Source organism: Microbacterium rhizophilum (assembly GCF_039605615.1).
GTDB lineage: Bacteria > Actinomycetota > Actinomycetes > Actinomycetales > Microbacteriaceae > Microbacterium > Microbacterium rhizophilus.
Genome location: NZ_JBCNUN010000003.1, coordinates 116,588 through 129,204, shown reverse-complemented (window position 1 = coordinate 129,204; position 12,617 = coordinate 116,588). Strand labels below are relative to the sequence as shown.

General features: G+C 70.8%; 15 protein-coding genes. All 15 read left to right on the top strand.

All coding sequences use genetic code 11. The annotated features are described in order from the left end of the window. Positions 1–12: 12 nt before the first annotated feature. The 15 genes from AAD528_RS07195 (at position 13) to AAD528_RS07125 (ending at position 12,613) form a co-directional block, all read left to right on the top strand. Positions 13–381 carry a hypothetical protein gene (locus AAD528_RS07195; protein WP_345751389.1) on the top strand — a complete coding sequence of 123 codons (369 nt, stop codon included), beginning with the start codon at positions 13–15 and terminating at the stop codon, positions 379–381. A 79-nt stretch (positions 382–460) separates the two neighbouring features. Beyond that, positions 461–766 carry an HNH endonuclease gene (locus tag AAD528_RS07190; protein ID WP_345751388.1) on the top strand — a complete coding sequence of 102 codons (306 nt, stop codon included), beginning with the start codon at positions 461–463 and terminating at the stop codon, positions 764–766. 82 nt (positions 767–848) lie between these two features. Further along, the gene (locus tag AAD528_RS07185; protein WP_345751387.1) at positions 849–1,166 is read left to right on the top strand and encodes a hypothetical protein; all 318 of its coding nucleotides are present in this window, start codon (positions 849–851) and stop codon (positions 1,164–1,166) included. Further along, positions 1,159–2,643, top strand: a complete 1,485-nt coding sequence (locus tag AAD528_RS07180; protein ID WP_345751386.1) for a terminase large subunit domain-containing protein — start codon at positions 1,159–1,161, stop codon at positions 2,641–2,643. Before AAD528_RS07185 ends, AAD528_RS07180 begins: the two co-directional genes overlap by 8 nt. A gap of 9 nt (positions 2,644–2,652) precedes the next feature. Then, positions 2,653–2,901, top strand: coding sequence for a hypothetical protein (locus AAD528_RS07175; RefSeq protein ID WP_345751385.1), 249 nt, complete (start codon positions 2,653–2,655; stop codon positions 2,899–2,901). Between the two features lie 11 nt (positions 2,902–2,912). After that, positions 2,913–4,061 carry a phage portal protein gene (locus tag AAD528_RS07170; protein WP_345751384.1) on the top strand — a complete coding sequence of 383 codons (1,149 nt, stop codon included), beginning with the start codon at positions 2,913–2,915 and terminating at the stop codon, positions 4,059–4,061. Further along, positions 4,058–5,959, top strand: coding sequence for a head maturation protease, ClpP-related (locus AAD528_RS07165; protein WP_345751383.1), 1,902 nt, complete (start codon positions 4,058–4,060; stop codon positions 5,957–5,959). Before AAD528_RS07170 ends, AAD528_RS07165 begins: the two co-directional genes overlap by 4 nt. 71 nt (positions 5,960–6,030) lie before the next feature. Next, positions 6,031–6,396: a hypothetical protein gene (locus tag AAD528_RS07160; protein ID WP_345751382.1), complete on the top strand. Its 366-nt coding sequence runs from the start codon at positions 6,031–6,033 to the stop codon at positions 6,394–6,396. A gap of 3 nt (positions 6,397–6,399) precedes the next feature. Continuing rightward, entirely contained in the window at positions 6,400–6,810 is a 411-nt protein-coding gene (locus tag AAD528_RS07155) for a hypothetical protein (protein WP_345751381.1), read from the top strand. After that, entirely contained in the window at positions 6,807–7,244 is a 438-nt protein-coding gene (locus AAD528_RS07150) for a hypothetical protein (protein WP_345751380.1), read from the top strand. Before AAD528_RS07155 ends, AAD528_RS07150 begins: the two co-directional genes overlap by 4 nt. Before the next feature lie 15 nt (positions 7,245–7,259). Next, the gene (locus tag AAD528_RS07145) at positions 7,260–7,760 is read left to right on the top strand and encodes a hypothetical protein (RefSeq protein ID WP_345751379.1); all 501 of its coding nucleotides are present in this window, start codon (positions 7,260–7,262) and stop codon (positions 7,758–7,760) included. Next, on the top strand, positions 7,760–9,553 hold the full coding sequence (locus tag AAD528_RS07140; RefSeq protein WP_345751378.1) for a coiled-coil domain-containing protein: 1,794 nt from the start codon (positions 7,760–7,762) through the stop codon (positions 9,551–9,553). Before AAD528_RS07145 ends, AAD528_RS07140 begins: the two co-directional genes overlap by 1 nt. After that, positions 9,550–10,944: a hypothetical protein gene (locus tag AAD528_RS07135; RefSeq protein WP_345751377.1), complete on the top strand. Its 1,395-nt coding sequence runs from the start codon at positions 9,550–9,552 to the stop codon at positions 10,942–10,944. The genes AAD528_RS07140 and AAD528_RS07135 overlap by 4 nt, the downstream gene beginning before the upstream one ends. Continuing rightward, complete coding sequence (locus AAD528_RS07130) at positions 10,941–12,059, top strand: hypothetical protein (RefSeq protein WP_345751376.1); 1,119 nt, start codon at positions 10,941–10,943, stop codon at positions 12,057–12,059. The genes AAD528_RS07135 and AAD528_RS07130 overlap by 4 nt, the downstream gene beginning before the upstream one ends. Next, entirely contained in the window at positions 12,059–12,613 is a 555-nt protein-coding gene (locus AAD528_RS07125; protein ID WP_345751375.1) for a hypothetical protein, read from the top strand. The genes AAD528_RS07130 and AAD528_RS07125 overlap by 1 nt, the downstream gene beginning before the upstream one ends. Positions 12,614–12,617: the final 4 nt, after the last annotated feature.

Sequence of the window (12,617 nt, the reverse complement as noted above, 5' to 3'; positions counted from 1 at the left end):
GCTCGTCGCTCGGTGGATCGCATGAGCGAGGGCGCGTGGGACGCCATGCTGCGCCACGAGGAGGCCGAGGGGCTGACCGACCGCATCGGCCTCGCGCACGAGCTGCTCGAGCTTGCGGGCCGCTTCGAGATCGAGGCCGACCACTGGTCCCACGAGGGCATGCGCCTCACTCGTCGTCGGCTGCTCAACTCGGCCCACGTGCTCGAGGCGTTCGGCCGCATCGTCCTCGGCGGCGAGCCCGCCACCCGTGCGGTGGTCGAGGCGTACCGCGACGCGGCCCTCGAGCTGCTCAAGAGCACGATCGCCAAGCGCCGCAAGCTCGAGGCCATGCTCGGCCGCCGCCGCCAGCTCGACGCCGCCCTCGCCGGGACCGTCCGATGATCGACACCACGAGCATTGCCCTCGCCGCCGTCGTCGCGACCGCGCTGTGGCTCGTCGCCGCGATCCACCGGGCACGCTGATGCAGCTCCGCCACGGCCCCGGCAAGTACGCCGAGCCCGACGCCAAGCCCGAGCGATGGGGCGGGCCGAGGGCGCAGGCGTACGTCGTGCGCACGATCGCCGAGTACGGCGACCTGTGCATCATCTGCGGCCGACCCGGATCCGACAGCGCGGACCACATCATCCCTCGAGCGGACGGCGGCGCGGTCTACGACCTCGAGAACCTCGGCCCCGCGCATCGCCGCTGCAACTACGCGCGCGGCAAGCGAGCGCTCAAGCCGATCGGCATCCCGATCGAGAGCGGGCTCGCGTTCTTTAAGCCATGACTCTGAGGACACCCACGCGCAGCCCCGTCTATTTTCTCCCGATCAACCCCACAAAAACCCGCCCGCGACGAAAGGCCCCGAGATGACAACGGACCTCGCCGGATCCTCGCCGTTCATCCCCGGCCTCGAGCCCGCTCCGCTGACTGGCGGCGTCCGTGACGCCTACGCCAAGACGATCGACCGCATGCGCCGCGACGGCGTGCTCGACGACATGCACGAGGGCCTGTGCGTGAACCTGCTGCGCCTCGCCGAGATCATCGACAGCGAACGGAAGGCGTACGCCGTGTCGCAGGCGACGCGCGAGGCCGTCGAGATCATGAAGCTGCTGCACGAGGCCGCAGCCGCGCAGGGCGATGACGAGTTCCGCGCTCTCGTCGCGCAGCTCAGGTCCGATGACTGAGCCGACGTGGGCGGGCTTCACGTACGCGACGAAGCGCAACCCTGCTCGTCGCAGCCGCGGGAACAAGATCGCCGAGATAGCGGGCATGCTCGGCTGGACGCCGATGCCGTGGCAGCAGCACGTGTGGGATGTCGCGACCGAGCTGGACGACGACGGCAACTACGTCTACGAGCGCGTCATGGTCACGGTGCCTCGGCAGTCCGGCAAGACCACGATGTTCGGCCCGGTCGAGATTCACCGCGCGCTCGAGATGGACGGCGCACGGATCTACTTCAGCGCGCAGACCGGCGACGACGCCCGCACCCTCATGAAGACGCTGATCGGCCGCGTCGAGGCGTCGCCGCTGCGCCGCTGGATCGACGGCAAGCGGTCGGCCGCGCAGACGGGCCTCGTGTTCCCGCCCAACAAGTCCGAGGTCTGGGCGTTCCCTCCGACCGCCGACAAGATGCACGGCAAGACGCCGCACCTTGTGGGCCTCGACGAGATCTGGGTATGGAACGAGCTGCAAGGCAAGGAGCTGGTAGACGACGCGATCGTGCCCGCGCAGATCACCCTGCGCGGCAAGCGTCAGATCTGGTTCATGTCCACAGCCGGCACGGCCGAGTCAACCTACATGAAGCGGCTCGTCGCGATGGGTCGGCGCTCGGTCACCGAGCCCGGGTCGCACCCCCGGTTCGCGTACTTCGAGGCGTCGCTGCCCGACGACGCCGACCCCTACGACCCCGCCGCGATCGCGGCGTTCCACCCCGCTGTCGGCTACACGCAGCACATCGACGACCTCATGTCCAAGGTGGACGGCCGCGCGCCCGAGGAGGAGCGCGTCGATCACGCGACGTGGATCCGCGCCTACTGCAACCGCTGGACCGAGGCCAAGGATCCGCTCATCCCGCACTGGGACACGCTGGCAGACCCGACGATCGGCGCGCGCCGCAGCGACATCGCGATCACGTGGGAGGTTGCGCCGGAGAACGCTATGGGCGCGATCGTGGCGACGTGGCGCGACGAGGCGGGCACACCGTGCACGCGCGTGCTGCACGCGGCCCCCGGCACGCAGTGGATGGTGGACCTGCTCGTCGAGCTGCACGACTGGTCCCCCGCGGCGTTCGGCGCTGACGACGGCGGGCCGACGCGGCGGATCACGGCCGAGGTGGATCGCCGTCTGCGCAAGAAGTACAAGCTCGGCGAGGACGACGAGATCCCCGGCCCCGGCCTCGAGATGCTCAGCGGCAAGGACCGCGGCATCGCCGACGAGACATGGCTCACCGCCGCCCGTGACGAGAAGGACCTCATCCACGACGGATCCAAGACGTTCGAGCACGCCGTCGATCACATGGTGCTGCGCAACGCGGGCGAGATCACCAAGATCTCGCGATCGCACTCGACCGGCCCCGTCGCCGCCGTGATCGCCTCGGCAGTCGGCCTCCACCTCTACGACAACCGTCCCGCATCCACGTGGGTGCCCGTCACCAAGTACTGAGGAGCCCCCATGCCTACCTCCCCGATCAAGCTCGACAAGTCGGACTCGAGCATCGTCCTCACGTGCGACCTGTGCCCGTGGTGGAGCGCCCTCGCGATCGGCAAGCCGAACGCCTGGACGAGCGCCGAGCAGCACGAGCGCATCGCTCACCCCGAGCTGCCGCAGGTCTACCGACAGGCGCGCTACGAGCGAGAGAGCTACGCGCGACGCGCCGCCGCGGCACGCGAAATGCCGCGCGAACCTGAGATGTCTCGCTGAGGGTCTACATCGTGCCCAAGATCTTCGACCGCATCCGCGACGCGCTCAGCGCGCAGCCCGTCGCCGTGTCGCTCGGCGACGGCCGTCCGCTCGCGTCGCCGTACAGCGACGCCGCCAGCCTGTCGGTCATCGAGGAGCTGTACGGCCTCGCCGACCGCAGCGACCTGATCGTCACGCGCGGCATGGCGATGGGCCTCTCGCCGCTGGCCAAGGGACGCCGCGTGCTCGCGACCAACCTCGGTCGCATGAGCCTCGTCAACACCAAGGGCAGCGCGTCCGCCCCGACGATGCCCTACCTCGAGCAGCCCGAGGCCGATCGCCCCCTGAGCGCCACGCTCACATGGACGGCGGATGCCCTGTACTTCCAGCCGTGCACGTGGTGGATCGTGCGCAAGCGCGACGCCTACGGCTGGCCCGCTCGAGGCGGGATCAAGCTCCTCGACCGCGCGGACGCGCAGTTCGACAAGGACGGCAAGCTGCGCAGCGCGTGGGGCATGGAGATCGGCGAGGACAACGAGATCAAGCCCCGCGACGTGATCCAGTTCGACGCGCCGGACGGCGGCCTGCTCGCCGATCAGAAGGTGCTCATCCGTCGCGCAGCAGTCCTCAACCGCGCCGCGTCGCTCGCCGAGGCCAACCCGGTCCCGAGCGTCAACCTCGAGTACAGCGGCAACCAGCCGCTCGAGTCCGACCAGATCAAGGATCTGCTCGACTCGTGGGTCAGCGCCCGCAAGAAGTACGGCGTCGCCTACACCGACAAGACGATCAAGGCCGTGCCCATGTCGGCAGCCGAGGCGCAGCTCCTCCTCGGCGGACGCAAGCAGATGGATCTCGAGCTTGCTCGCGTCGCGGGCGCTCCCGCCTGGGCGCTCGACGTCGCGCTCGAGGGCTCGACGCTGAACTACCAGAACCGCGCGAGCCGGGCGTGGGAGCTGATCGACCTGTTCCTCGCCACGTACATGACGCCGATCGCGACCCGCCTGTCGATGCCCGACGCAACGCCGCTCGGCTGGCGCACGACGTTCAACACAGACGACCTCACGCGCCCCGACCAGAAGACCCGCTTCGAGACGTACAAGCTCGGGCTCGACGCGGGATTCATCGATCAGGCGTGGATCGAGGCCCAGGAGGGCCAGCGCATGAAGGGATCCAGCCTGTGAACTTCCTCGAGCAGCTCCGCGCGCGCCTCGCGTTCGCGACCGCGCAGCAGCCCGCCGCCCACTGGGCAGCAGAGGCCAACCCCGAGCAGAAGGTCAGCACGCTCTACGTCTACGGCGCGATCGGTGCCATGTGGGGCGACGTGTCCGCCGCCGCGCTGGTGCCCGCTATCCGCGCCGTGCCCGCTGACCACGAGCTGACTGTGTTCGTCAATAGCCCGGGCGGCGACGTGTACGAGGGCATCGCGATCCGCAACGCGATCAAGCAGCACCCCGGCGCGACTCGCGTCGTGATCGACGGGCTCGCTGCCTCGGCCGCATCGTTCATCGCCACCGCGGGCGATCACGTCGTCATGAGCGACGGCGCCGAGATCATGATCCACGACGCCTGGACCATCGGCATCGGCAACGCCGACGATCTGCGCGAGATCGCCGACGACCTCGACCGGATCAGCGACACGATCGCCACCTTCTACGCCGAGAAGGCGGGCGGTGACTTCACCGACTGGCGCGTCGTCATGAAGGCCGAGCAGTGGTACTCCGCCGAGGAGGCCGTCGAGGTCGGCCTCGCTGACGCGCTCGATCGCGAGACCGCCGCCGCCGCGAACTTCGATCTGTCCATGTACGCCCACGCCGGTCGCGCCAGCGCCCCGGCACCCCGTCCCGCCGCCGCTCTGGCGCACCCCACGAAGGAGAACACCGTGAACCGTGAGCAGCTCGCCGCAGCCCTCGCCGCAGGCACCATCACGCAGGCCCAGCACGACACCGCGATCGCCACGCTCGCGCTGCTCGAGCAGGGCAACGCACCGACGCCGGAGCCCGCCCCGGCAGCGCAGCCCGCCGCGCTCGGCGCGCTGCCGGTCAACGCCGGTCAGCCCGTCGCGCCCGAGTACGCGCAGGGGCCGCAGAACCACGTCGGCCCGCGCGCCCAGGTCGCCGACCGCCCCAAGACGTTCGCCCAGGTGCACGCCGAGATCCTTCCGCACATCGAGGCGCAGAACCTCGGCGCGGCGATCGCCACCATCAACAACGCGCTGTCGATCATCGACGACGCCGACGACGCGGGCGAGGCGAACTTCGGCCGTCCCGAGTGGCTCGGCGAGATCTGGCAGGCCCGCACCGAGGGCCGTCCGTGGATCGACAGCTTCGGCGGCGTCAAGCCCATGCAGGGCATGAAGGTCGAGGGCTGGCGCTGGGCTCGCAAGGAGGAGTACGCGGGCGGTGTCGATGACACCGAGGCGCGCGTCGCGTCCTACGCGGGCAAGGGTGCGGACGTGCCGACCGGCATCCGCAAGACCAAGAAGGTCGAGGCGGACGGCGTGCGCTGGGGCGTCGGCACGGCGGTCGATCGGATCCTCGTGGACCTCGGCTCGCGCGACCTGACCGCCGACCTGTTCGGCCTGCTCGCCGCCGACTTCGACGCCGACAGCGACGCATGGGTGCGCACGCAGGCGCTGGCCTCGGCGACGGCGGGCGGCGAGAAGGCGTCGATCGTCGCCGCCCTCGCCGCCGCCGCGCTCGACCTCAAGGCGATCGGCGCGGCGCTGAACAAGGTGTGGGTCAGCCGCGAGCTGTTCGAGGAGTTCAGCGAGCTCAAGATCGTGGAGCTGCCCGCGTGGCTCGCCAACCAGCTCGGGTTCGTGAACCTCACGGACGGATCCGCGACGGTCGCCTCGGCGCTGAGCTTCGACATCGACTTCGGGCTCACCGGCCGCACGCTCGTCGCGTACGACCGCCGCTCGTTCACGGTGCGCCAGTCGCCCAACGTGCGACTCGAGGCCGACAACATCGGCAAGGGCCTCGTCGAGCTGGGCTTCTACGCCTACGGCGGCGTGCTCGCGAACGACGCCCGCGCGCTGCGCAAGTACACGGTCGCCGTCGCCGAGGAGCCCGCGGCCTGAGCCCGTGGGGCGGGCCTCCCGGCCGAGGCCCGCCCCGCGTCCCCCGTTCACCCCGCAGCTCGAGGAGCATCATGCCCGACCCCCAGCAGCCCACGTGGTACGACGCCCTGACCGCGCACAGCGCGCTCGCGATCTCGGTCACCGACAAGGGCCTCGCCGCCGCACGCGAGCAGTGCCTCCGCGTCAAGGGGCTGCCGCTCGATCTCGCCGCGCCGCCGTCCGAGTCGTTCGCGCAGGGCGTGGTCTACCAGGCGCTCGCCAACCGCAACGCCACCGCTGTCGGTCAGGCGGGGACCGACGAGTGGGGCATCGGCGACAACACCGTGCAGCTCCGCCCGCTCGACGGGAAGATCATGGCGCTGCTCATCATCCCCCGCCCTGACGCGACCGACAGCCCGACCGCCGACCGTGGCCGTGTCGGCTCGATGATCGGCTGATCCGTGAGCGCACGCAACGACCTCGCCGCGCTCATCGCGATCGACGCCCCCGAGTCGTGGGCGATCTACCCCTACCCCGTCAACCTCGGCCCGTTCGAGGATCCGGCCAAGTCGGTCGCCCTCGTCGTCGAGCAGACCAGCATCGCGTCCGGCGTCACGTCGTCGGACGGGGAGCGCATCCCGGTCGAGGCCGAGCTGCACGCATGGATCGTCGTGGACGGCTCGCGCGGCGATCAGCCCGACGTGCTCGAGGCCCGGCTCGAGGAGGCGCTCGAGCACATGATCCGCGCCCTCAACGTCCTGCCCGATCACGTGTGGGACGGCCGCGCCGAGCGCGCCAAGTTCGACCAGTCCAAGCCCGCATACCGAGTGACCGTCAAGGCACCCGGACACATCACCGAGGAGACATCGTGACCGCGATCCAGAACACCGCCCGCGCGACGAAGCGACTCAAGCTCGTCGTCACCAACGCCGAGACCCAGGTCGAGGAGGAGTGGCAGGGCCACGTGCAGGGCGTCGAGCTGCCCGTGCCGCAGCAGACCACCACCCGATTCGGCGACGGCAACAGCGTGAGCGAGGCGGGCGTCGATCAGAAGGCGATCGTCAAGCTCGCGCAGGACACCGACAACGAGGCCAGCCCGTGGCGCTTCATGCGCAAGAACGCGGGCAAGAAGGCCACGCTCATCGTGTGGCCGCACTACGACGGCACGTACGCCGAGACGGTCGTCGTCACCCTCGCCAAGCCGCCGCTCAACACCGACGTGACCGTGGCCGGTCCCATCATCCACACGGTGACGATGGACTGCGACGGCGAGCCCGTCGAGTACACCGGCCCCGCCGAGGGCTGATCGGGAGCCCGCGCCGTGCTGGACGTGATGAAGTCGCGCGAGCTGCAAGCGACGATCTTCGCGCTCCGCACGGCGCGGGCCGAGATCCGCCGCGACATCAACAAGCATGCGCGGCAGCTCATCCGCCCCATGTGGCGGGAGGAGCTGTCCACCCGGGCAGCCAACCAGCTCGAGCGGCAGGTCATCGTGAACCGCGCGTCGGCGACGCCGAGCGATCGCGGGTTCAAGCTGCGCGCCGCGACGGGCGGCGCACTGTCCGGTGGCCTCGTCCCGTCGTTCGAGTGGCAGGCAGCCGAGTTCGGCATGACGCCCCGCCGCGTGACGGTCGAGCAGCGCTCCCGCAAGGGCAAGCGCTTCACCCGCACCACCACCGTGGGCAAGCAGTTCAGATCAAGGAGCAGTGACGGAATGATCGCGTTCGACGCGGCGAGCAAGGTGGGCACGCGCCTCGTGGCGACGTGGGTCCGCACCGTCGTCGAGCAGCTCGCCAAGCTGCCCGGGGCGGAGGTCCGCTAATGCCCATCAACATCGACTTCCTCGCCAACGTCTCGCGCCTGCTGCGCGGCACGGAGGACGTAGAGACGGCGTTCGAGGGCGTCGCCGACAGCCTCGACGACCTCGCGCAGCGCGCCTCCTCGAGCGACCTCGAGGGCAGCCTGCGCGACAGCGAGCGAGCCGCCGACGACCTCGAGTCGGCGCTCGAGTCCGCCGCCCGCGAGGGCGGACAGGTCGGCGACAAGCTCAAGGCCGAGAACCTCCCGGCCGAGCTGCGCGACGGCGAGCAGGCCGCGGGCAAGCTCGAGCGCGGATTCAAGGATCTCGCCGACGCCGCCAAGGACTCGAGCAAGGCCGGTAAGAAGATCGGCGACGACGTAGAGGACGGCACCCGCCGCGCCTCCGAGGGCATCGACGAGATGAAGGGCGAGTCGCAGCAGACCGCCCGCGAAATGGCCGCGTCGTTCTCGGGCGAGCCCGCCGACGCGCTCGAGGCGCTGCAGGAGGTCGCCGCCAACGCGCTCGGCGGATTCGGCCCGCTCGGCGCAGCGGCCGGTATCGCGATCGCCCTCGGCATCGGCCTCGGCATGAAGTCGCTCGACGATCTGTCCACCAAGATCAACGAGGCCAAGGAGCAGGCCGGTCAGCTCGCGATCGAGTGGGAGCAGGCCACCGAGGAGGAGCGCGTCGCCAGCCTCGCCGAGCGCTGGGACGAGCTGTCCACCAAGATCGCCGACAGCCGCGAGTGGTGGGAGGTCTGGCAGGACTCCGCGATCACGGCTATCGAGCAGGTCGCCGACGTGGCCAACAGCAACGCCGACATCGCGGCCCGGTTCACCGACGCATTCAACGTCACGGATCCGATCGAGCGGCAGCGCGAGCTGGCCGACGTGCTCGACACGCTCAACACCCGCGTGAGCGACCTCAACGACGGGCTCGCCGACAACGACGTGGCGGCGCACAACAACGCCGACTCGTGGACCGCCCTGCTCGGCATCAGCGACGAGGCCGCACTCAAGCGCGCCGAGTCCCGCGAGCTGCTCGACGAGGAGCGCGCCGCGCTCGAGAAGCTGCGCCCCGAGATCGAGCAGCAGCTCGAGGTGCAGACGCAGCAGAACCTCATCCAAGAGGCCCGCGCCGAGGCGCTCGGCATGACAACCGAGGCGTACGAGGAGTACCGCAAGAAGGTCGCCGAGACGGCGCAGGCCGAGGAGGCGTACGGCAGCGCGCTCGAACAGCTCGCCGATCCCGTCGCGGTCTACGACGCGCTGCTACAGCAGCAGCAGGACAAGGCCCGTGAGACGGCCGAGGCGATCGCCGAGAGCACCGACGACCAGTCGGATAGCTGGGAGGACTACGCCGAGGACGCCAAGGTCAGCACGCAGCAGCTCATCGACACATGGAACGAGCAGGCCCGGCAGGCCGCGCAGTTCGAGCAGAGCCTCGCGATCATCGCCGCAGCCGGTGGCGACGCGCTCGCCCGCGAGCTGGCTGCCAAGGGACCGGCCGTCGCCGGGGCGGTCGCCGAGGTCATCGCGACCAGCTCGCCCGAGCAGCAGCGCGAGGCGATCCAGGCGCACGCGCGTGCGACGGGCGGGGCCGTCTCCGACAACATCGGCGCGGGTGTCCGGGCCAACAGCGGCGCCGTGCAGCGAGGCGTCAACGACGCGATCGGCAGCGTCTACGCCCCCGACATCCCGGCCCGCTTCCACGTCGAGAACCCGCAGTACGCCGTGGACAGCGCCGCGCGATCCGTCGTCCCGCCGACGATCTGGCTCAACATCGGCGCACGCAAGGTGGAGGTCTTTCAGTGAGCATCACGATCACCGCGACGCCGGACACCGAGCGCCGCGCCGTCTCCCTCGTCGTGGACGCGGGCACGCCCGGCTCGACGCTCGTCTCGCTGCGCCGCACGGACGCGAACGGCGCGGCCGACGTGCGCCTGCCGATCCTGCCCTCGACGTTCGAGGCGTTCACCGTGGACGACCACGAGGCGGCGCTGACCGGGCCCATCGAGTACGAGGCGACGATCGTCACGGGTGCCGAGGAGGTGCTGCGCGAGAACCTCGTGAAGTCCCCGCGTGGCGCGACCACGGCGAACACCGATGGTTACGGCGTGGGTGGGCTCGGCGAGCTGGGGGCATCACCCGCAACCGGGCACGCGGGTACCGACGAGGCCACTATGACATGGACGACCGCGGCGGCAGGCGGTGGCGCGACCTTCGGCTTCGGTCGGCCGGGGCAGCAAGACATCACCGTCGAGTCCGGATCGACCATCACGGCGAGCCTCTACGTGCGAGTAAGTCAGACCCGCGATGTGTTCCCGATCCTGCGTTTCTTCAACGCGTCCGGTCAGGGCGTCGGCCTCGACGTGCAGGGCACGGCGTTCACGGCGATGCCGCCTGACCAGCTGACGCGCATGAGCGTCACAGCCATCGTCCCGGCCGGGGCGACGCGGGTGCGGATCGGTGCGCGAATCCCCAACCTCGCAGGCATCGGATCCGGCTTCTCGCTTCGCATCTCGGCTGCGGTCGCTGAGCGCGGCGATCACCTACTGCCGTACTTCGATGGCTCGACTCCGCTCCCCGGCACGTGGGCGCGTTGGACCGGCGCAGCGAACGCATCGTCCTCGCAGCTGTACATCCCGGCTGGCACCGAGCAGCGAGCGTCCGCCGTGGTGAGCTTCGACGCGCTCGACCCGTTCACGTGGATCCTGCACCCGGCCGTCGTGCCCGAGGATGCCGTGCGCGTGACGTTCGCCGACTGGTCCATGAGCCGCACGTCGCACAGCACGCAGAGCGACGTGATCGACCGCCCCGACCCGATCGTCAACCGCGGCCCGCTCGGCATGCGCTCGGGCTCGCTCGAGGCGTGGTGCGAGGACTACACCGCGGTGCGTGCGCTCGAGGCGATCGCCGCCGCCGAGGAGACGGTCATGCTCCGGCAGATCCCGTTCCCGGGGCTCGACGGCTACTTCGAGATCCGCAGCGTTGCACCCCGCATCGAGCGCGCGACCGCCCGCCCCGGCCGCGTCCGGTGGACGGTCACGCTCGGCCTCGTCGAGGTGCAGCGCCCGTCCGGTCCGCTGCTCGCCGCGCCCCTGTGGACGTACGGCGCGATCCTCGCCGAGCACGGCACGTACCGCGGGATCCGCGACAGCTTCGAGACGTACCGCGACCTGCTGCTCAACCGGGAGACGGCATGAGCACGGCCCCGTGGAACGCCCGCGCGATCGACGACACGCTCGCATCCGCCCTCACGTGCGTCACGCGCCTCGAGGCCGTGCACCCGACGCTCGGCGTGCGCGCGCTCGAGCTGGTCAGCGCGCAGCTCAGCTACGACGAGGCCCGCACGCCGTACGTCGCGCTGAGCGGTGCGATCGCCGCGACGCCCGACGCGCTCGAGGTGCTCGACGAGCGCGCGGCCGTGCGGCTGCGCGTGACGCTCGGGTACGTCTACCCGGGCGGCGAGGAGGACGCGCATGTCGTCGCCGAGCTGCTGCTCGAGGACGCGACCGTGCGCCGGGGCGGGACGCCGAGCATCCAGGTCAACGCCTACAGCGACGAGATCCTCATGGGCGATGCACCGTGGACCGTGCCCGGCCCGTGGACGGCCGCCACGACGTTCGGGACGGCCTATCGGCAGCTCATCGCAGCCATAGCCGGCCAGCCCGCCGCGGACGCCGCCACGGTCGATCCTGCCCTCGAGCACGCCACGTTCCTGCCCGCTGACGAGACGCTCACCGTGCACGCGGACGACAACCTGCGCCAGCTCATGCGCGACCTCGCCGACCGCGTGAGCGGCCGCGCGTACCACGACGGCCTGACCGGCTGGCGCGCCGACCTCGCCGCCGTCGATACGGGCTCGGTCGCCGCGATCACGACCGGCCGTCGCGGGCTCATCCGCTCGACCGAGGCCACGCGCGACCGCGGCGCGTGGGGCAACGCCGTCGTCATCGTCTACCGCTGGCGCGACGCGACCGACACCGAGCACGAGATCGTCGGCCGCGCGCAGCGCCTCACCGGCCCGCTCGGCGTCGAGACGGTCGGCCGCAAGACCCTGCCCCCGATCGTCCGCACGACGCCGACCACGCAGGCCGCAGCGGACAACGCCGCCGCCGCGCTGCTCGGCCGCGCGATCACCCGGCGTCGCGTCGTCGCGCCCGAGGTCGCACGCGCCCTGTGGTGGATCCGCGCCGCGCAGACGGTCACCGTCTCGACGCCCGACGACCTGCCCCATTCCGTCATCGTCTCGTCGGTCACGTTCGACCTGCCTGCCGCGACGATGCAGCTCCGCACCCGCACGCCCGAGGAGGCATGATGCCCGAAACCCCGAACCGCGCCTACCCCTACCCGACGCTCGACGGCCCGGGCAACGTGCCGCTCGACATGCAGAAGCTCGCCGAGAAGGTCGATCTCGACGTGAAGACGCTCGTCGAGGGCATGACGGAGATCGACGAGGAGCTCGCCCAGGCGACGAGCAACGCGACCCCCGGCGCGCTCGTCCGCCGCGACGCCAGCGGGCGCACGATCGCCCCGGCCCCGACCGCTGCCGGGCACACCACGCCGAAGTCCTACGTGGACGCGCAGCGCGACGCGGCCGTGGCGTCGGCGGTCGGCAGCATCTTCCGTGCCCGCGCGTCGGCCGCAGCGGTCCCGGCCAACACGCCGACAACCGTGACGGTCACCTTCCCGCCCGGGTACAGCTCGCCGCCCGCGACGGTCGCGATCGCCATGCGTGCGGGCGTCACGTCCTACGAGTTCCCGTGCCACCTCAGCGAGAACGGCACGACCAGCGCCACGGCCGTCGTGCGCCACAACAACCCGGGCGGCAACCTCTCGATCACCGTCAACTTCATCGCCGTCGCGTTCTGACCAC